At 69.0% G+C, this 20,521-nt stretch carries 14 protein-coding genes; 5 read left to right on the top strand and 9 right to left on the bottom strand.

Annotated elements, in window-relative coordinates; genetic code table 11:
- Positions 1-842: 842 nt before the first annotated feature.
- The 4 genes from OP79_RS26655 (at position 843) to OP79_RS26640 (ending at position 6,025) form a co-directional block, all read left to right on the top strand.
- A complete protein-coding gene (locus OP79_RS26655) occupies positions 843-1,616 on the top strand; it encodes an isoprenyl transferase (RefSeq protein WP_033323596.1) in 774 nt (257 codons plus the stop codon).
- Positions 1,617-2,081: 465 nt separating this feature from the next.
- Positions 2,082-3,407, top strand: coding sequence for an RNA 5'-3' helicase PhoH2 (gene phoH2, locus OP79_RS26650; RefSeq protein WP_033323758.1), 1,326 nt, complete (start codon positions 2,082-2,084; stop codon positions 3,405-3,407).
- Between the two features lie 417 nt (positions 3,408-3,824).
- Positions 3,825-4,529 (top strand): lytic transglycosylase domain-containing protein, encoded by a 705-nt coding sequence (locus OP79_RS26645; protein WP_033323594.1) that lies wholly within the window; start codon positions 3,825-3,827, stop codon positions 4,527-4,529.
- Between the two features lie 125 nt (positions 4,530-4,654).
- On the top strand, positions 4,655-6,025 hold the full coding sequence (locus tag OP79_RS26640; protein WP_033323592.1) for an AI-2E family transporter: 1,371 nt from the start codon (positions 4,655-4,657) through the stop codon (positions 6,023-6,025).
- A gap of 16 nt (positions 6,026-6,041) precedes the next feature.
- On the opposite strand, the gene ahpD is transcribed toward OP79_RS26640, so the two are convergent.
- From ahpD to OP79_RS26615, 5 genes are all read right to left on the bottom strand, one after another.
- The gene (gene ahpD / locus OP79_RS26635; protein ID WP_033323590.1) at positions 6,042-6,575 is read right to left on the bottom strand and encodes an alkylhydroperoxidase, AhpD family; all 534 of its coding nucleotides are present in this window, start codon (positions 6,573-6,575) and stop codon (positions 6,042-6,044) included.
- Between the two features lie 107 nt (positions 6,576-6,682).
- Positions 6,683-9,004: an ABC transporter permease gene (locus tag OP79_RS26630; protein ID WP_033323589.1), complete on the bottom strand. Its 2,322-nt coding sequence runs from the start codon at positions 9,002-9,004 to the stop codon at positions 6,683-6,685.
- Between the two features lie 83 nt (positions 9,005-9,087).
- Positions 9,088-9,774 carry an ABC transporter ATP-binding protein gene (locus tag OP79_RS26625; protein WP_033323587.1) on the bottom strand — a complete coding sequence of 229 codons (687 nt, stop codon included), beginning with the start codon at positions 9,772-9,774 and terminating at the stop codon, positions 9,088-9,090.
- Entirely contained in the window at positions 9,771-10,295 is a 525-nt protein-coding gene (locus tag OP79_RS26620) for a PadR family transcriptional regulator (protein WP_033323585.1), read from the bottom strand. The genes OP79_RS26625 and OP79_RS26620 overlap by 4 nt, the downstream gene beginning before the upstream one ends.
- A gap of 414 nt (positions 10,296-10,709) precedes the next feature.
- Entirely contained in the window at positions 10,710-11,213 is a 504-nt protein-coding gene (locus OP79_RS26615) for a hypothetical protein (protein WP_033323583.1), read from the bottom strand.
- 309 nt (positions 11,214-11,522) lie between these two features.
- Here OP79_RS26615 and OP79_RS26610 point away from each other — a divergent pair, with 309 nt between their 5' ends.
- Entirely contained in the window at positions 11,523-13,847 is a 2,325-nt protein-coding gene (locus tag OP79_RS26610; protein ID WP_033323581.1) for a transglycosylase domain-containing protein, read from the top strand.
- 68 nt (positions 13,848-13,915) lie between these two features.
- On the opposite strand, the gene OP79_RS26605 is transcribed toward OP79_RS26610, so the two are convergent.
- From OP79_RS26605 to OP79_RS26590, 4 genes are all read right to left on the bottom strand, one after another.
- Positions 13,916-16,036 (bottom strand): ATP-binding SpoIIE family protein phosphatase, encoded by a 2,121-nt coding sequence (locus tag OP79_RS26605; RefSeq protein WP_245685456.1) that lies wholly within the window; start codon positions 16,034-16,036, stop codon positions 13,916-13,918.
- A 314-nt stretch (positions 16,037-16,350) separates the two neighbouring features.
- The gene (gene fomD / locus OP79_RS26600; RefSeq protein WP_051744941.1) at positions 16,351-17,043 is read right to left on the bottom strand and encodes a cytidylyl-2-hydroxypropylphosphonate hydrolase; all 693 of its coding nucleotides are present in this window, start codon (positions 17,041-17,043) and stop codon (positions 16,351-16,353) included.
- 73 nt (positions 17,044-17,116) lie between these two features.
- Positions 17,117-18,502 carry a class II fumarate hydratase gene (locus OP79_RS26595; protein WP_033323568.1) on the bottom strand — a complete coding sequence of 462 codons (1,386 nt, stop codon included), beginning with the start codon at positions 18,500-18,502 and terminating at the stop codon, positions 17,117-17,119.
- 281 nt (positions 18,503-18,783) lie between these two features.
- A complete protein-coding gene (locus OP79_RS26590) occupies positions 18,784-20,451 on the bottom strand; it encodes a fumarate hydratase (RefSeq protein ID WP_033323756.1) in 1,668 nt (555 codons plus the stop codon).
- Between the last annotated feature and the right edge of the window lie 70 nt (positions 20,452-20,521).

Raw genomic sequence — 20,521 nt, 5'->3', positions numbered from 1 at the left:
TGAATTCCTCCTCATCCTCGTTGTTCTCCTTGGATTCCGTTGTGATTCGGCCATGATCAGCACCGGAATTAACGTCTCCGCATCCACCCCGGCGTTGCCGGACAGTTTCGGAGAGTAGTTATTTCACGCCGATGCACGCAGCAGCACTTACGAAGGGTTATGGTGGAAACCCCCCCTCGGGCCGGTCCGTATCCCCCCCACGGACCGGCCCGTTTTTTGTGCGCTCCTGAGGGCCGGGTGTTTTCGCCCCCGCCGCCCCTACCCGTCCCATCCCGGGGTCGGCCCCGGAGTCACCGCCAGGGGCTCTGCCCCTGGACCCTGCTGGGGCTGCGCCCCAGGCCCCCATCGGCCTGAACGGTCTCGTCCTCAAGCGCCGGACGGGCTGGTCGGTGCGGGACTGGGCTGCAAAGCGCCCCTGGACAAAGTGCCCCCTGGGCAAGGATCCGCTTGGGCAGCGGAACCTCAGCTGCAGAAATCAGCCCAAGGTCGCGTAAAAGAGGAAATCATCCCGGTTCCGCGCAAAATCAGCCCCTCCGGCGTTTGAGGAGCGGGGATCCGGGGGCTGGCCCCCGAAACGGGGGCCGGGGCGAAGCCCCGAAGGGGGCCTGGGGGCGCAGCCCCAGGTGGGGCTCTGAGGCGAAGCCCCGAGCGGGGTCCAGGGGCGCAGCCCCCAGCGGGGTCCAGGGGCCGGCCCCTGGATGGGGCGGGTAAGGGCGGGGGGCGGCGAAAAACCACCCCCCGCCCTCGCACAGCCCTTGCACCCAAGGGGCCCCCGGCCCTCCACAGCGGTAGGGTGTCGCCCTCGGGGGATCGCCATCTGCACGGAGGGGCTGACTAATAACGTGAACCTGCGCGACAACCTGCGCCGCTTGCTGCTCAGGGTCTACGCACGCAGGGTGGAGGTCCACCTCGACCACGACCAGGTGCCCAAGCACATCGGGGTCATCATGGACGGCAACCGGCGCTGGGCGAAGGCGGCCGGGAGCACCACTGCCCAGGGGCACCGTGCGGGCGCGGACAAGATCGAGGAGTTCCTCGGCTGGTGTTCCGAGACCGATGTCGAGCGTGTCACCCTCTGGCTGCTGTCCACGGACAACTTCGACCGGCCGCAGGAAGAGCTGGTCCCGCTGTTCGGGATCATCGAGAACGTCGTCCGCACCCTCGCCGCCGACGGCCGCTGGCGCGTCCACCACGTCGGTACGCCGGACCTCCTGCCCTCGCATGTGCAGACCGCCCTCAAGGAGGCCGAGCAGTCCACGGCCCATGTCGAGGGGATAGTGGTGAACGTCGCCATCGGCTACGGCGGCCGTCAGGAGATCGCCGACGCCGTCCGCTCGATGCTTCTCGACCACGCGGACAAGGGCACCTCCATGGAGCAGCTCGCCGAGAGCGTCGACGTCGACATGATCGGCAAGCACCTCTACACCAGCGACCAGCCCGACCCCGACCTCGTGATCCGCACCAGCGGCGAACAGCGGCTGTCCGGATTCATGCTCTGGCAGACCGCGCATTCCGAGTACTACTTCTGCGAGGTCTTCTGGCCGGCCTTCCGCAAGGTCGACTTCCTGCGCGCCCTACGTGACTACGCGGCGCGACACCGCCGCTACGGAGGCTAGGCCCTCCTTTTTTGAGGCTCGGTTCGCCTCCGGGGCGCTGCAGCCGGTGTCGAGAGCCCGATCGTGCTCGACCCTCCTTCGTCGGGCCTCCGCGCGTTCGGTCTCTCGACACCGTCGCGCCCCTTCGGCTCACTCGCCGGGTGAGTTCTCGCTCATCAGCGGCGTAGTCAGTGGCGTACTCAGTGACGTATGTCATCTGGAGTTAACGCGCTCGCCGTCACATGCCGTGGCATGGCCGCGCCTCATCCAGGGCATAAGCCCTCCAGGTCGACACCCGAACCACGGGTGTCGTATCTCAGCGGACGGCACGGGGCCGTCCGCCCGGGAGGCCCTTTGCACCAGCCCGACCGTGCGGTCAGTACGGACGAAGCGGAGGGCCGGTTCTCGGCCCGTGCATCGGTGCCCGAGACCGGTCCAGATTTCCTCCGTCGCTCCCCGACCTCATCCGAGGGGGTACGTCCTTCCGTGGTGACCAGCACAAAGCGCCGTATGCCAGACCGGCGCACCTATGTTCTCGACACCAGCGTCCTGCTGGCCGACCCGCACGCCCTGAACCGCTTCGACGAGCATGAAGTCGTGCTTCCGATCGTGGTGGTCACGGAATTGGAGGCCAAGCGGCACCATCCCGAACTCGGTTACTTCGCCCGGCAGGCCCTGCGTCTGCTCGACGACTACCGGGTGAAGTACGGCCGTCTCGATGCCCCCATCCCCACAGGGGAGATGGGCGGGACCGTACGTGTCGAGCTCAATCACTCGGACCCCAGTGTGCTGCCCAGCGGCTACCGCCTGGGGGACAACGACTCCCGCATCCTCGCGGTCGCCCGCAATCTGCAGGCCGAGGGGTTCGATGTCACGGTGGTGTCGAAGGACCTGCCGCTGAGGATCAAAGCCTCGTCCGTGGGGCTCCTTGCCGAGGAGTACCGCGCGGAGCTCGCCATCACGGGCTCCTCCGGCTGGACCGGAATGTCCGAACTGACGCTCGCCGGCGAGCAGGTGGACCTCCTCTTCGACCAGGAGAGCCTGTACGTCCCCGAGGCGTCCGGGTACCCGGTGCACACGGGCCTGACGATCCAGTCCGAGCGCGGCAAGGCCCTGGGACGCGTGACGCCCGAGGGCAACGTCCGTCTCGTACGCGGCGACCGGGAGGCCTTCGGCATCAAGGGGCGCAGCGCGGAGCAGCGTATAGCGCTGGATCTGCTGCTCGACCAGGACGTCGGGATCGTGTCGATGGGCGGCCGGGCCGGCACCGGCAAGTCGGCGCTGGCGCTGTGCGCGGGACTGGAGGCCGTGCTCGAACGCCGTCAGCACCAGAAGGTGATGGTCTTCCGGCCGTTGTACGCGGTGGGCGGGCAGGAGCTCGGTTATCTGCCGGGCTCCGAGTCCGAGAAGATGAGCCCCTGGGCGCAGGCGGTCTTCGACACACTGTCGGCGGTCACCTCGCGCGAGGTCATCGAAGAGGTCACCGCGCGCGGCATGCTGGAGGTCCTTCCGCTCACGCACATCCGCGGCCGTTCTCTCCACGACGCGTTCGTGATCGTGGACGAGGCCCAATCCCTGGAACGGAACGTCCTGTTGACCGTTCTGTCCCGGATCGGCGCGAATTCACGGGTCGTTCTGACTCATGACGTGGCCCAGCGGGACAATCTCAGGGTCGGCCGGTACGACGGAGTCGTGGCCGTCATCGAGAAGCTGAAGGGTCATCCGCTCTTCGCGCACGTGACCCTCACCCGGTCCGAGAGGTCCCAGATTGCGGCACTGGTGACGGAAATGCTGGAGGACGGGCAGGTCTGACCGAAGTGCTCAACTTCATAGCGGTTACGCGCTAGTTGGCGCCGTCCAGTAAAGGCAGTGAGCCTAGCTGGGCGGCGCCTCGGCGTGTGCCGCTTTCCGAAATCTCCTGGGGCAAACGAGGTGTGAGCTTTCACACGCGGCACAGAATTGCCTCCCACTATCGGGTTACGGCAGAGTCTCAGTCCTGTCAGGCCCCGCATACGACACACCGGTACCCCCAGCGGTACGGCACCACAGCAGAACCCCCAGAACTCCATACAGTCGTCGTATGCCGCCCGAGTACCTCGCGGCGCTCCCCGCAAGGGAGTTGCCCACCGGGCCCGTGCCTCCCGTGACCCCGCAGTTGGGAGGCCAGTGTCAGGGGCACGATTGCGTCTGCCAGGGTCACCACGGCGGGCGATGCTGGAAGGAAACCGTGTGAGCCGGATCTCGGTCCGGGGATTCGCAGTGGCCTCGGCCACCGCGGTCACCACTGTCGGCTGTGTCGTCGGTGTTGCCTCGGGTAGTACCGTGCAGACCCCGTCCGAGGACGCCGAGGCGCTCGTCGGCGACTCGACGCTCCTCGCGGACCTCCCCGCGGGCCAGCAGGCCCAGGTGCAGACCGCGTCCCTGACACAGCAGGCGGACTCTCAGGCCATCGCGGCGGACACCACCGCCAAGAAGGACGCCGAGGCAGCCGCGCGCAAGAAGGCCGCCGAGAACGCGGTGGCCAAGCAGAAGGCCGCCGAGAAGGCCGCGCAGGAGGCGAAGGAGCGCGAGAAGGCCAGGCAGGAAGCTGCCAGCCGCTCCGCGACGCGTGACCCGTCCAGCTTCGCGCCCCAGAAGTCGTACTCCGTCGCGGACATCCAGGCGATGGCGCGGCAGATTGTCCCCGCGGGCCAGTTCCAGTGCTTCAGCGCCATCGTCGACCACGAGTCCGACTGGAACTACCGGGCCGACAACCCCACCTCCGACGCCTATGGCCTCATGCAGGCGCTGCCGGGTTCCAAGATGTCCTCGGCCGGCGCCGACTGGGCGACCAATCCGGCCACCCAGATCAAGTGGGGTCTCAACTACATGGAAGGCCGGTACGGCAGCCCGTGCGGGGCCTGGGAATTCTGGCAGGCCAACAACTGGTACTGACCCACTCGCCGCTCAACCTCGCGGAGCCCCTCACCGTCCTTCGGTGAGGGGCTTTCCGCATGTACGGTCGGACGCGACAACTCCAGGGGGGAGTGGTGGGTGGCTTAGGGGGAAGAGGACGGATCATGTCGCGAGTGCCAGGGTGGCTCGGTCGGGTCGGTGCCGGTTTCACCCGCATGGGAGAGCGGTTGGAGGAGCGGCGTCGCGCCGAGGCCGAGAAGGACGTCCAGGAGGACTCCGGGCCGGCCGCTCCCGATCACGTGCCGCCCCCGCCGCCGTACGCCCCTGCCGTCGCCCCTCCCCGCCCCGATCCCGCCGCGGCCGTGCCGTGGGGGATGCGGGTCGCCGCCGAGGCCGGCTGGCGGCTGCTCGTTCTCGCGGGCACCCTCTGGGTGCTGATGCGGATCATCAGCGCCGTACAGCTCGTCGTCCTCGCCTTCGTGGCCGCGCTGCTCATCACCGCGCTGCTCCAGCCCACGGTGGCCCGTCTGCAGCGGTACGGGGTGCCGCGCGGGCTCGCCACCGCGCTCACCGCGGTCCTCGGCTTCGTCATCATCGGGCTCATCGGATGGTTCGTGACCTGGCAGGTCATGGAGAACATCGACAACCTCTCCGACGAGATCCAGGACGGCATCGACGAGCTGCGCCGCTGGCTGCTCAACAGCCCGTTCCATGTCACCGAGGACCAGATCAACGACATCGCCAAGAACCTGCGTGAGGCGATCAGCGCGAACACCGACGAGATCACCTCGGCGGGCCTGGAGGGCGTCACGGTCATCGTGGAGGCGCTGACCGGCATCCTGCTGACGATGTTCTCTACGCTGTTCCTGCTCTACGACGGCAAGCGCATCTGGCAGTGGTCGCTCAAGCTCGTCCCGGCCGCCGCCCGTCCTGGCGTCGCGGGCGCGGGCCCGCGCGCATGGCGGACGCTCACCGCCTACGTCCGCGGCACGGTGCTGGTGGCCCTGATCGACGCCGTGTTCATCGGTCTCGGCATCTTCTTCCTCGATGTCCCGATGGCCGTTCCGCTCGCCGTGTTCATCTTCCTGTTCTCCTTCATCCCGCTCGTGGGCGCGGTCGTGTCGGGTGCCCTTGCGGTGGTGGTCGCGCTGGTGACACAGGGCGTCTTCACCGGGGTCATGACCCTGGCCGTCGTCCTGGCGGTCCAGCAGATCGAGGGCCATATCCTCCAGCCCTTCATCCTGGGCCGCGCGGTCCGTGTCCATCCCCTCGCGGTGGTGCTGGCCGTCGCGGCGGGCGGCCTGGTCGCGGGGATCGGCGGCGCGGTGGTGGCGGTGCCGCTGGTCGCCGTGACGAACACGGTGGTCGGCTATCTGCGCGCGCACTCCCGCGATGCTTCTCTACGGCACTCTCCGGCGCCGCACGGGGCGACGGCGACGGACGCGGCACCCGGGGCGGGGCCGCCGACTCCTACTCCGACTCCGGCTGCGGCCTCGGCGGAGGCGCCGCCTTCGGAGCCGCCGCGAGCGGAGTAGCCCTCTTGCCGCAGGGCTACTCCGCCAGTACCGCCTCCGCGTCCAGCGTGACCGCCACGGCATAGATCACCGCGGCGATCTTGAACGCCTCCTGGATCGTCCCGCGGTCGACTCCCGCCCTGCGAAGCGCCCGCTCGTGGGAGTCGAGGCAGTCGCCGCAGCCGTTGACGGCGGACACGGCGAGGCACCAGAACTCGTGGTCCGTCCTGTCGACCCCCGGGTGACCGAGGACGTTCGTACGGAGGCCGGCGCGCAGGTTCTTGTACTCCGGGTCGGAGAGCAGATGCCGGGTGCGGTGGAAGACGTTGGTCATCGCCATGGTCGCGGCGGCGGACTTGGCGGCCGTATACGCCTCGGGAGAAAGCTTCGCCGAGGCGTCCTCGGCCAGCTCACACAGCACACGGGGCGAGCGCGAGGCGATCGCGCAGGCCAGCACCGTGCCCCAGAGCCGCTGCTCGGGCAGCGGGCTGTCGCCGATCACGGAGTCGAGGTTCCGCCGCAGATCCTTGGCGTAGTCGGGAATGGCGGACTTCAGCGCCTCGAGAGCCATGCGGCAACACTATGCCGGAGGGGCTGGGTTCAGCCCCTCCGGCAGGGTGTCCTCAAGCTCCTCCGGCGTTTGAGGAGCGGGGGTCATAGGGGGCGGAGCCCCCTATCTCACTCCGTGCGCAAGCCCTCCGGCCGCATCAGCCGCAGCAGCGGCGGCAGGCTGAAGAGGGTCACCAAGAGGACCACTCCCGCGCCGATGCCCGTCATCGCGAGGACGCTCGACCAGTCGACACGTATCGGGGTGCTCGCCATCTTCAGCAGGACCGCGCCGAGCGTCAGGCCCACCGCCGAGGCGAGGACCAGGCCCAGTGCGACCGGGATCGCGGTCTGCCACAGCACCGACAGGCTCAGCGTGCGGCGCCGGGTGCCGAAGGCGACCAGCGCCGACAGCAGCTTCTTGCGCTCCCGCAACTGCTCCAGCTGCGACACCAGCAGGCTCGCGCCGATCAGCGCCAGGACACAGGCGGCGCCGACGAACAGGCCGGTGCGGATGGAGTCGTAGCGGTCGGAGGTCTCGGTGGAGAACCACATCATCGGCTCGTTGATCGGGTCGATCGTGGCCGCCGTGTTCCGGACCAGGTCATGGACGTCCGGCACGGACTCGTTGAGATTGAGGTAGATCTGGCCGCTCAGGCCGGGCACGGCGCCCGCGGGCAGCGCCTTGGGGGTGACCATGAGGCCGTCCCGCTGCGATCCGGTCATGTGGACGCGCGCCTGAGCCTTCTTCATCGTCGACGGCAGGGTCCAGGGGAGCGGTGTGGTCTTGGGCCCGTCCGCGTACCCCGAGTCGAAGTACACCGTGCGGCCGGGCTTTGCCAGCTCCTCCGTGCTCACGCCGTTGTCGACCTTGTTCTCGTCGTTCTCGGCGCCCTGCACGGCGAAGATGTCACCGTCACGGCATGAAGGCAGGCTCGCCACTTCGCGCAGCGCGGCGCAGTCGCCCACGGTGACCGAGGAGTTGAGCTCGGGATCCATGGGCCTCTCGCCGACGAATCCCTCGTCGTACGCGTAGACCTTGCGCACCCCGTCGGTGTCCCGGAACTTCGCCGCGGACTGCGCGAGGCTCACCCCGTCCGGCAGGCTCACCTGCATCTGCGCCCGGGTGACATCCTTGCCCGTCGACTGGGTGTAGTCGCCCTCGACCCCGGCGAACAGCATCTGCAGCGCGATCGCCCCGGCCACCGCGACCGCGATGCCGTTGACCATGCGGGCCGCCGTGCCGCTGCTCAACTGGAGCCTGCGCACGGCCAGTTGCCAGGCGATGCCGCCCGAGCCGAGCTTGCCGACGGTCGTCTCGACGATCCACGGCAGCAGCGCAGTCACACCGACGAGCAGCAGCATCACACCGCCGATGACGAGGTACTGGTTGAAGTCCCCGCCGTCACGGCCCTGGCCGATCATCGGGTAGAGCATCGCCAGCCCGGCCAGCGGCAGCAGCAGCCGCCACCACAGCCGGCGCCGCGGGGGCTTCGCCGTACGGACGACACCCAGCGGCTCGATGACGACGCCCCGCAGCGCGAGCAGCGTGACCAGCACCGCGGCCGCCGGCACGAGGAGGGCGACCAGCAGGGCCAGCGCGGGCGACGGGTTGAGGTCGCTCGGGAAGATGCTGACGTCGAACACCTCCATGGCGCCCGCGATCTCACGGCCGATCAGGAAGAAGCCCGTGCCTAGGACCAGCCCGAGGGCGGCCCCCGCGAGCGCCTCGCCCGCCGCCACCCGCTTGGTCATCCGGCTGTCGGAGCCGACCAGCCGCAGTGCCGCGAGCCGACGGTCCCGCCGCTCGCCGCCGAACCGCACGGCCGCGGCGATGAACACACCGACCGGCATCAGCAGCGCCACGAAGACGACGAGGATCAGCAGGAGCAGGACGGGATCCAGCGGCTCCGATTCCGAGCCCTGCCGCCCGTACTCATCGATCCGTACCACACCGCCGTTGGTCAGCTGCGCCGCGAGCCCCTTCCCGCCCCGGTAGAAGGCGAGGTCGGTCGGGTCGATCAGCCCGCGCTCCCCGATGGTCCCGACGATCTTCTGCGGCAGCCGCTCCCGCAGCAGCTTCCCCTCGTCGGAGCCGAGGAGCTTCTTCAGCGCGGGGGAGACCACCATCTCGCCGACCGCCGGGAACTTCTCGACGCCCGGCGGCAGCGGCGCCTTCGGACCCTCGGGCTGCACGTCCCGCCCGCGGATGCTCTTGTCACGGAAGGTCGTACCGCTGGCGGCGGCCAGCAGAGTGTTGTCCGCCTTCGGTATTTCCTCCCCGCCGTAGTTGATGTCCGACCGGGCGGCCTCCCGGCCGCTCCGGGCGTCCAGCGCGCTCGGCAGCGCCGTCGTCAGCAGCAACAGCGCCACCCCGAGCCCGACGCCGACCCCCGTCAGCAGGACCCGGACCCAGCCCTCGCGGCCCCCGGCGAACGCGAACCGGACCCCCATGCCCAGGTCCCTCGTCCACTGCGAATAAGAAGGGGCGGCGCGAAGCGCCTCGGTTGGGGTGGTGGTGGGAGACGGGTGGGAATTCATACGACGCGCTCCATGTCCCGCGACTTCCCGTCCCGTACGACGATCTCGCGGTCCGAGTACGCGGCGACCCGCGCCTCGTGCGTGACGAGGACGATGGCGGCGTTGGCGGACCGGGCGGCGTCCGTGAGCAGGTCCATCACGCGCTCGCCGTTGAGGGAGTCGAGCGCGCCGGTGGGCTCATCGGCGAACAGGACGCGCGGGCTGGTGACCAGCGCGCGGGCGACGGCGACGCGCTGGCCCTGGCCGCCGGAGACCTCGCCGGGCCGCTTGCCCTTGAGGTCGTCGACCTCAAGGCGCTCCATCCACTGCAGGGCGGTGCGCTCGGCCGACTTGCGGTTGCCGCCGTTCAGGCGCAGCGGCAGGGCGACGTTCTCCACGCAGGTCAACTCGGGGACGAGCTGGCCGAACTGGAAGACGAAGCCGAACTCCGAGCGCCGGAGCGCGCTGCGCTGGGTGTCGTTCATCGTCGCCATCTCACGGCCGTCGTACGTGATCGAGCCCGAGTCGGGCGTCACGATGCCAGCGAGACAGTGCAGAAGGGTCGACTTGCCGGAGCCGGACGGGCCCATCACCGCGACGATCTCGCCGGGGTGGATGGAGAACTCCGCGCCGTCGAGCGCGGTGGTCGGACCGTACGTCTTCCGCAGGTCGACGGCGGCGAGCAGGGAACCCTCGGGGGTCATCGGATCACCGCCTCGGCGAGCTTTTCGAGGCGGGCGGCGGTGAGTTCCAGCCACCGCAGGTCGGCCTCGAGGTGGAAGAGCGCGTGGTCGCAGATCAGCTGGTCGGCGAGATCGCCCTTGCGTTTGCGGTCGGTGAGGATCCGCATCATGCGCAGATGCTCGGAGCGCTGCGCGTCGAGGATCTCGGCCGCGTTCCGGTGCGTGAGCAGCGCGAGGACGACCTTGGTGTAGAGGGTCGACTGGAGGTACGGCTCCGGCTTCTCCGGGGTCGCGAGCCACCGCTGGACGTCGGTGACGCCCGCCTCGGTGATCGCGTACCGCTTCCGCTCGGGGCCGCCGCCCGCCTCTACCCCATCGACCTCCACGAGGCCGTTCTTCAACAGCCGCGACATCGTCGAGTAGACCTGGCCGTAGTGCAGCGGCCGGTCGTGACCGAACTTCTCGTCGAAGGCCCGCTTCAGGTCGTAACCGTGACGCGGTCCCGACTCCAGGAGCCCCAGAAGGGTGTGACCGATGGACATGCGGAGCACTCTACACACGACGTATACACCGCGTGTATACGTGCCGTGTGTAGACTGCGGCAGGGCGTACGGGAGTGCAGGTCGGGGCCGATTGTCACGGTTCTGCTGCGTGGCTCGGGAGTCGGGTGCCTACTCCTCGGGCCTCTCCGCGGTGCGGGGCGCCCTCGGTGGGCGACCGGGTCGGCCCGACGGGCAGGCGCCTCCCTTGGTGAGCGCCCAGCGCGGGGGGGAAGCCGTACCTGCCTGCCGGACAAGCGCGTCATCTGGCAGCGGATCTGGCTGCCGCAACATCTATTTTCGCTGCTGCGGCAACCGGCTGGGCCGTTGCTTCGCGCTGGCTATCGACTATCCCTGGCCGGAGTGCAGGTGCTTCACCTTCGAGACTGCGGGCGTGCCAGAGTGCGGGACCTCTGGTCAGTTTCCACGGGGCGACCCGGCCAGTTGCCAGGTGCTGCCGCCATTGCCGTCGGCGTCGAGGTTGAAATTGATCTTTCCGTCGCCCGTCCAGTTACCAGAGTTCGAGTTGTCATAGAACTTGCCAGTGGTGCACTGGAGGTTGAGGGCTTCGTGCTGGTTGATCTCCGAGGTGATGTCGCAGGTCTTGGTCCTGAAGGTCTCTTGGAAGTGCTCGAGGCGTATCACGACATCGAAGTTGTCGAACTTCCGGGCGCCGCCGCCGTCCTGCCAGTATCCCTGGGCTATTGCCCGGCGATACTGTCTGTCGCCGTCGTAGCCGTTCTGGACGCAGATCTTCACGTAGACATCGGTGTTGTAGCCAGATGTGGGGAACTCCCGATGCTGGGTGTCGGTGCAGAAGGTGTAGGCGTGGGCGGGAGTGGCGGTCACGGCCAGCCCTGCGAACGTCATAGCGGCGGTGACAACGGGTATGGAGATGCGGCGCGAAATTCTCGGCATCATAGGCCTTCCTGTGTCTGGACAGATCGGTCGAAGTCGATCAAGTGTGCTGATCTTATGAATGGATCATGACAAAGAGCAAGCTCTTACTGCTGGCCGTTCCAGTAGTCGGCGAGGTCCGGGCAACCCTCCGGCGCTCCTGTGAGTCGGTTCCCATGAGACTGAGTGCTCATCGTCACGTCCGGAAAAGACCGGATCGGCGGTCCTATGTCACGACGCGTGGTGTTAGTTTGCTGAGCTGACTTGAATGGCGAACCTGTGTGACGCGTGAGTTGAACGGACACTGAAGGCGAAGCGGAGCGGATCGGACCCATGGGAAGAGCGGAAGAGAGACGGGCGCGGCAGGGCGGTGGCCGCCGCCGCGCTGCCCCGAAGCGCTCCGCCGAGCGGAGCGGCATACGCCGGTTCTTCAGCTGGAAGAAGGTCCTGGGCTCGTTCTTCGGCCTCTGCCTGCTCGGTATGGCCGCCTTCGTCGTGATGTACCTGATGATCGACGTGCCCGAGGGCAGCAAGGCCGCGGCGGCGGCGCGGCAACAGAGCAACGTCTACCAGTACAGCGACGGCACGATCCTTGCCCGCACCGGAGAGGTGAACCGCGAGATAGTCGACTTTGATCAGATCCCCAAGAAGGTTCGGTTCGCCTTCGTTGCCGCCGAGAACAAGTCCTTCTACCAAGACCCCGGCGTCGACTTCAAGGGCACCGCTCGCGGTCTCTTCAACACCCTCTCCGGCAAGGGCAAGCAGGGTGGTTCGACGATCACCCAGCAGTACGTCAAGAACTACTACCTCGAGCAGGACCAGACCATCACCCGCAAGCTCGAGGAACTGGTCATCTCGCTGAAGGTGGACCGCACGACGTCCAAGGACGACATCCTCGCGGGCTATATGAACACCAGCTACTACGGCCGCGCCGCGTACGGCATCCAGGCCGCGGCCCAGGCGTACTACCGCGTCGACGCAAGCAAACTGACGGTGGAACAGGGCGCCTATCTCGCCGCGGTGTTGCAGGCCCCGAGCCAGTACGACTGGGCGGTCGCGACGGACACCGGCAGGGAACTCGTCAAGCAGCGCTGGGAGTACGTACTGAACAACATGGTCGAGGAGAACTGGCTCGACCCCGCCAAGCGCGACGACATGAAGTTCCCCGAGCCCAAGGATCCGAAGGGCGCGCCGGGTCTGGAGGGGCAGAACGGCTATCTGTGGGACGCGGCCAACAGGGCGCTGCAGAAGCAGCTCGTCGCCCAGGGCAAGGCCGCCGACGCGGAGGAGGCCGAGAGGCTGGTCACCGCGGGCGGCTGGACCATCACGCTGAACATCGACAAGAAGAAGCAGGCGCAGCTCGAGAAGGCCGTCAAGACGCAGCTCACCAGCAAGCTCGACGGCAAGAAGCGCAAGGTCGACGCCGACGTCCAGGCCGGAGCCGTCTCCGTCGACCCGAAGACCGGCAGGGTCGTCGCGATGTACGGCGGCGTCGACTACTTCAAGCACTACACGAACAACGCGACCCGCACCGACTACCAGCCCGCCTCCACCTTCAAGCCGGTGATCCTCGCCGCAGCCGTGGACAAGGAAGCCGAGACGCAGGACGGCATACCGATCACGGCGGACACCATCTACGACGGCACCAGCAAACGCCCCGTCACGGACAACGGCAAGAAGGTCGGATTCTCACCGCCGAACGAGGACGACGTCGACTACGGCGACGTCACCGTGCAGACGGCGATGAACAAGTCCATCAACTCCGTCTTCGCGCAGATGGGCGTCGACGTCGGCATGGAACAGGTCATGAAGACCGCGGGCGATCTCGGCATGGACACCGCGGACCTGCAGGCCGTGCCCGCGCAGACCCTCGGTTCGATGGGCGCGAGCCCGATGGAGATGGCCGGGGTGTACGCGACCCTCGCCAACCACGGCGAGAAGGTCACCCCGTCCATGATCAAGTCGGTCGAACACAAGGATTACACGGTCAAGATCCCGGACGCGATCGGCGACTCGGTCATCAGCCGCGAGGCTGCCGACACGGTCAGCTCGGTACTCACCGGCGTGGTCGACGACGGTACGGCCCGGACCTCGGTGCGCGACAACCCGGCCCGCGACGGCCAGCAGGTCGCGGGCAAGACCGGTACGTCCGACAAGAACAGGTCGGCCTGGTTCACCGGCTACACACCGAACCTGGTCACCTCGGTCGGCATGTTCGGCGAGGACGACAAGCCCCCGCACCCGCAGGTCACGCTGCAGGGCGCCACCGGCCTCCTGCCGGGCAAGGGCCGGGTCGCCGGCGGTAGTTACCCCGCTCAGATCTGGGCGGCGTACACCTTCAACGCGATGGGCGACGTCAGCAAGTTCGACCTGGAGACCAAGCAGGGCTCGGGCGTCCAGCCGACGTTCACCCCGCCGCCGCCGGAGCCGACGGAGGAGCCGACGACGCAGGAGCCCACGACGAAGCCCCCGCCCCAGGAGGAGCCGACGACGAAGGAGCCGCCGGAGGAGCCCACGGACGAGCCGACGGAGCCCACAGAGGAGCCGACGACGCCGGAGGAGCCCACGGACGATCCGACGGCGGACCCGATCGAGCCACCAGAGGGCGGGGACGGCGGCGGCGGCGACGACGCGGGCCCGGTTGACCCGCAGCAGTGAGACAGAAGCCCGCGCCCCTCGAGCTCGAGGGGCGCGGGCTTCTGCTTGTCTTCTGCTTGTCCTCGGTTTTATCCCCGGTTCAGCTCGAACCAGACGACCTTGCCGGTACTGAGCCGGGTCGCGCCCCACCGCCTGGCCAGCTTGTTCACCAGGTACAGCCCGCGCCCGCCCTCGTCCGTGGCGCGCGCCTGGCGCAGCCGCGGCAGCTGCGGTACGTCGTCGCCGACCTCGCAGCGCAGTACGTCCGTGCGCAGCAGGCGCAGCGAGACGGGCCGTGAGGCGTAGCGCACGGCGTTGGTGACGACCTCGCTGACGAGCAGCTCCACGGAGTCGCTCATGTCCTCCATGTCCCAACGGGACAGCGCGCGCCGGGCGAGGCGCCTGGCCTTGCCCGGCGCCGTCTCCTCGGGGTCCAGATGCCAGACCGCGACATCGCTGGGCGCGATGCCGTCGAAGCGGGCGGCGAGCAGCGCGATGTCGTCGTCCCGGTCGCCCGGGCCGAGCATGTCGAGCACCTCGTCGCACAGCGCCTCGAGCGGCGGCGAATGGTCCGCACCCGTCAACTGGGCGGTGGCGGCCAGCTTTTCCCGCAGCTGCTCTATCCCGGTCCACACATCACGCAGCCGGGACTCCACAAGACCGTCGGTGTAGAGCAGCAGCGTGGCCCCGGCGGGCGCGTCCAGCTCGACCGCCTCGAAGTCCACACCTCCTACGCCGATGGGGGCGCCCGGCGGCACCCGCAGCACCTCGGCCCGGCCGCCCAGGTGCAGCAGGACCGGCGGGGGATGGCCGGCGTTGGCGATGGTGATCCGGTGCGCGACCGGGTCGTACACGGCGTACAGACAGGTCGCCATGCGGTCCGTGCCCAGCCGCTGGGCCTGCTCGTCGAGGTGGTGCAGGACCTCCTGCGGCGGCAGGTCGAGCCCGGCGAGGGTCTGCGCGGTCGTGCGCAGCTGGCCCATGATGGCCGCCGAGGTCATGGAGTGGCCCATCACGTCACCGACGACGAGGGCGACCCGGCTGCCTGGCAGCGGAATCGCGTCGTACCAGTCGCCGCCGACCCGGGCCGTCTCGGCCGCCGGGAGGTAGCGCGAGGCGAGCCGCACACCCGTCGGTCGCGGCAGCGTCTCGGGCAGCATCGTGCGCTGCAACTCGTCGGCGATGTACGCCTCGCGGCCGTACAGCACCGCCTTGTCGATGCCGAGCGCGCTGTGCGTGGCGAGCTGGGCCGCGACGAGCAGATCGTCGGCCTCGAAGGCCGGCCGGTCCGGGCGGCGCAGGAAGAGCGCCGCGCCGATCACACGCCTGCGGCCGCGCAGCGGGGCGAGGATCGCGCGCTGGCCGCCCGGCACCGTCAGCTCCTCGCCGATCAGCTCGGGCAGCGCGGCGCGGGCGGCGGGCGCGTCCGCGAAGACGGGCCGTACGCCGCGCAGCACCTCGGCGAGGGCGCCACCGGGCCGCACCTCGCACAGCTCGGAGGTCGCCCCGAGGTCGGGCTCGGACTGGAGCGCGGGCAGCAGGAAGCCCTCGGTCTCCCGGTCCTCCGGGATCCGGTCCGTACGCCGCAGCCGCAGTACGACGGGCCCGGTGGGCCGCTCGTCGCCGACCGGCAGCGGATCGCGCAGATAGACGAGGATCGCGTCCGAGTAGGTCGGCACGGTGGCCCGGCACAGGCCCATCACGATCTCGTCGAGGTCTATACCGCGGGCGATCCGCCTCGTCGCGGCTCCCACGAAACGCAGCCGGTCGCCGTCACGCCGCATGGGCATGGGCGTACCGGGCGCCGGGCCCTGCCCCTTACGGCGGTCTGGGCCGACGGGCGCCTGCGTATTCGGCTGCGCCGGAATGGACTCCGGCACCGGGCGCGGCCGGTGCGGATCCGGTTCGGTGGCCGACGGCTGGGAGTGCTCGGGACCGGCGGGCGCGGGCGTCCCGGCCGGGCCGTGACCGTCGGAGGGAGCGGGTGTGCCGTGGCTGCCCGCGGGCGTACCGGTGGCGGCGCAGCGGGCTTCGGAGGGTGCGGGGGAGCCCAGGGGGCCCTGCGCCGGTAGAGCCGGAGAGCCCTGGAGCGGCGGCTCCGGGGTATGCAGCAGCGCCCCGCGGGGGTCCGCGGGGGCGGTGGGCCCGGCAGCTCCTGGCTGGTGGCCCTCGTGGGAGTTGGAGTGCTCCGTCACGCGTGTCGAATCCATCCGTCCGGGGCTGCGCGCCATGCGTGCGGTTCGTCCCGCAGGAATGCCGATACCCGGATTACGTGTCCCAGGAACGGAATTCCCGCGTGCTCAGACAGCCTCTCAGAGCCGGGCCCGGCCGGCGACGCCGACAGGGACAGCCCGTCCGGCCGCTTCCCAGCCGTACGACCGTACCCCTCGTACCCCTCGCTCACGTCCTGCCGCCCCTCGGTGACGTTTGGTCAAGCCCAGCGCATGCCGCGGGAGTTGTTGCTGCTGTGCAGCTGTTGCGGAGGACGATCCTACGGTTGTACCACGGGGGCGCAACAAGGGTCTCATGTGGACACGTGGGTGGGCGTACGGTCCCAGTCTTCCGGCAAGGACGGTACGGACCAGGCCGGATCCGGGCGCCAGTGCTGCCAGCCGTCCGAGAACGGCGGGCCCCAGGCGCGGATCACCTCCACCGCGGACCGTCCCGCCTCCCGTACGTCTTCGGCCAGTCGCCGATTCATCAGACCGTCCCGCTGAGCCTGCGCGAACTCGTCCTCGTCGCGCCAGCCCCAGGTCCGGTCCGGATACACGCTGATGTCCAGGAAATGGTCCTCGGAGTCGACCCCACCCGCCCATCTGACCAGCGGTTCCTCCAAATTCACGTACCAGTTCTTGAACCGCCAGCCGGGCTCCCAGAACAGCCACACCGACCACGGCTCACCGGGCCGCGCCAGCTTCAGCACACCCGTGCCGAACCAGCGGTCGAGCTGTACGGTCCGCGGCCTGGTGTAGCGGGACTCCAGCGGCTCCACATGGACGGGCGTACCGTCGGCGATCACCGGTTTCACACACTGGGTGCCGGGCGCCATCCATACGGCGAGCAGTTCGGCGTCGTCCCGTACGACGGTCACGGGACGGCAGATGTGGACGCGCGTGCCGCCGTTCTCCCGGTACCGCCACAGGATCTGACTCCCGGGGGTCCAGAACGCCGCCGTTCCGCCCGTCTGCACGTCTGCCACCGCTCCACCCTCTGTCATGGCCGGATTTTAGGTGCCCAGGGCATACGACGCTGCGGCGCGCGTCACGGTTCGCGCGCCGCGCGTCAGGACGTTACGGCCGCGTCATCCCCAGGACATCCAGCGCCTCGTCCAGCTGCTGAAGGGTGAGGTCGCCGCGGTCGACGTACCCGGACTCCAGGACGACCTGGCGGATCGTCTTGCGCTCGGAGAGGGACTTTTTGGCCACCTTCGCGGCCTCCTCGTAGCCGATGTACTTGTTGAGCGGCGTCACCACGGACGGCGACGACTCGGCGTACTCACGGGCCCGTTCACGGTTCGCGGTGATCCCGTCGACGGTCCGGTCGGCGAGCAGCCGGGAGACGTTCGCGAGGAGGCGTACGGACTCCAGGACGTTCTTCGCGATGACCGGAAGCATCACGTTCAGCTCGAAGTTCCCGGCCGCGCCCGCCGCGGCGACGGTGGCGTCGTTTCCGGTCACCTGCGCGGCGACCATCAGCACCGCCTCGGGAATGACCGGATTCACCTTGCCCGGCATGATCGACGAGCCCGGCTGGAGATCGGGGAGAGCGATCTCGGCGAGCCCGGTACGCGGCCCGGAGGCCATCCAGCGCAGATCGTTCGCGATCTTGGTCAGCCCGACCGCGATCGTCCGCAGCTGCCCGCTCGTCTCGACGATCCCGTCCCGCGCCCCCTGCGCCTCGAAGTGGTTGCGCGCCTCGGTGAGCGGCAGCCCCGTCGTCCGCGCCACCTCGGCGATCACGGCGGCGGAGAACCCGGGCGGGGTGTTGATGCCGGTGCCCACGGCTGTTCCGCCCAGGGGCAGTTCGGCGAGCCGGGGGAGCGAGGCGCTGAGCCGCTCGATCCCGTACCGGACCTGGGCCGCGTACCCGCCGAACTCCTGGCCGAGGGTGACCGGGGTGGCGTCCATGAGATGGGTCCGCCCCGACTTCACGACGTCCGCGAACTCCTCGGCCTTCCGCTCCAGGGACGCTGCCAGGTGCTCCAGGGCGGGGACGAGGTCGCGGGTGACGGCGGCGGTGGCCGCGATGTGGATGGAGGAGGGGAAGACGTCGTTCGACGACTGCGACGCGTTCACATGGTCATTGGGGTGTACGTCCCTGCCGAGCCGTTCCGTCGCGAGGGTGGCGACGACCTCGTTCGTGTTCATGTTGGACGAGGTGCCGGACCCTGTCTGGAAGACGTCCACGGGGAACTGCGCGTCCCAGCGCCCCTCGGCGACCTCACCGGCCGCGTCCTGGATGGCCTCCGCGATGTCCTTCTCGAGCACGCCGAGATCGGCGTTCACCTTGGCGGCGGCTGCCTTGATCCGGGCGAGGGCTTCGATGTGCGCGCGCTCGATGTGCTGGCCGGAGATGGGGAAGTTCTCGACGGCGCGCTGGGTCTGGGCTCGCCACTTGGCGTCCGCGGGGACGCGGACTTCGCCCATGGAGTCGTGCTCGATGCGGTAGTCGGTCATGGGGGGTATAGCGCCCCCGCCGCCCCTGCCCATTCCCCGTCCCCGGGGCTCCGCCCCTGGACCCCGCTGGGGCTGCGCCCCAGACCCCCTGTCGGCCTGAACGGCCTCGTCCTCAAGCGCCGGACGGGCTGATTGATGCGGGCCTGCGCTGACAAAGTTCGGCCACGGAAAATCAGCCCCTCCGGCGTTTGAGGAGCGGGGGTTCGGGGGCTGGCCCCCGAAACGGGGTCCGGGGCCGACCCCGGGGACGGGACGGGTAGGGGCGGCGGGGGCGAAAAAACCTAGCCCAGCCCCGGACCCCGCACCGGAATCGACGTGAACGTAGGAGCCGGCGCCGGATCCTGGAAGAAGTCGTTGCCCTTGTCGTCGACCACGATGAACGCCGGGAAGTCCTCCACCTCGATCTTCCAGACGGCCTCCATGCCGAGCTCCTCGTATTCGACGACCTCGACCTTCTTGATGCAGTCCTGGGCGAGGCGGGCGGCCGGGCCGCCGATGGAGCCGAGGTAGAAGCCCCCGTGGGCGTCACACGCGTTGGTGACCTGCTGCGAACGGTTCCCCTTCGCCAGCATCACCTTGGAGCCGCCCGCCGCCTGGAACTGCTCGACGTAGGAGTCCATGCGGCCGGCGGTGGTCGGGCCGAAGGATCCGGACGCGTAACCCTCGGGCGTCTTCGCCGGGCCCGCGTAGTACACCGGGTGGTCCTTCAGGTACTGCGGCATCTCCTCGCCCGCGTCAAGCCGCTCCTTGATCTTGGCGTGCGCGATGTCCCGGGCCACGACGAGCGGGCCGGTGAGCGAGAGCCGGGTCTTCACCGGGTACTTGGTGAGCTCGGCGAGGATGTCGTCCATCGGCTGGTTGAGGTCGATCTTCACGACGTCCCCGTCCGACTCCAGGTGCTCGTCCGTCGTCTCCGGCAGGAACCGCGCCGGGTCCGTCTCCAGCTGCTCCAGGAAGACGCCCTCCGCCGTGATCTTCGCGGTCGCCTGACGGTCGGCCGAACAGGAGACGGCGATCGCCACCGGACAGGACGCACCGTGCCGGGGGAGTCGGACCACGCGTACGTCATGGCAGAAGTACTTGCCGCCGAACTGTGCCCCGATCCCGATCCGCTGCGTCAGCTCGAAGACCTTCTGCTCCAGCTCCTTGTCCCGGAAGCCGTGGCCGAGCGGCGAGCCCTCCGCCGGGATCTCGTCCAGGTAGTGCGCGGAGGCGTACTTCGCGGTCTTCAGGGCGTACTCGGCGCTCGTACCGCCGACGACGATGGCGAGGTGGTACGGCGGGCAGGCGGCCGTACCCAGCGAACGGATCTTCTCCTCCAGGAACTTCATCATGGAGGCCTCGTTCAGGACGGCCTTCGTCTCCTGGTACAGGAACGACTTGTTGGCCGAGCCGCCGCCCTTCGCCATGAACAGGAACTTGTAGGCGCCGCCGTCCGTCGCGTACAGCTCGATCTGGGCCGGGAGGTTGGAGCCGGTGTTCTTCTCGTCCCACATCGTGAGAGGGGCCATCTGCGAGTAGCGCAGGTTCAGGTTCAGGTACGCGTCGTAGATGCCGCGGGACAGGGCCGCCTCGTCGCCGCCGTCCGTGAGCACGTTCTGTCCGCGCTTGCCCATGACGATCGCCGTGCCGGTGTCCTGGCACATCGGCAGCACGCCCGCGGCGGCGATGTTCGCGTTCTTCAGCAGGTCCAGCGCCACGAACTTGTCGTTGCTCGACGCCTCCGGGTCGTCGATGATCCGGCGCAACTGGGCCAGGTGGGCCGGGCGCAGGTAGTGCTGGATGTCGTGGATGGCCTCCTCGGCGAGCTTGCGCAGTGCCTGAGGCTCGACCTTGAGGAATGTGCGCCCGTCGGCCTCGAAGGTGGAGACACCTTCCGAGGTCACCAGCCGGTACGGGGTGGTGTCCTCCCCCTGGGGGAGCAGATCGGTGTAGACGAACTCAGGCATGTCGCCCATTCCTCACTAGTCAAAGGCAGCGGCTGGCCTCCGTCGGCAGCGCCCACCAGCGTAGGACGCG

The sequence above is a fragment of the Streptomyces yerevanensis genome (assembly GCF_000716805.1).
Lineage (GTDB): Bacteria > Actinomycetota > Actinomycetes > Streptomycetales > Streptomycetaceae > Streptomyces > Streptomyces flaveus.
The sequence above is the reverse complement of the archived record's forward strand: the minus strand, read 5'-3'. Positions and strand labels throughout refer to the sequence as shown.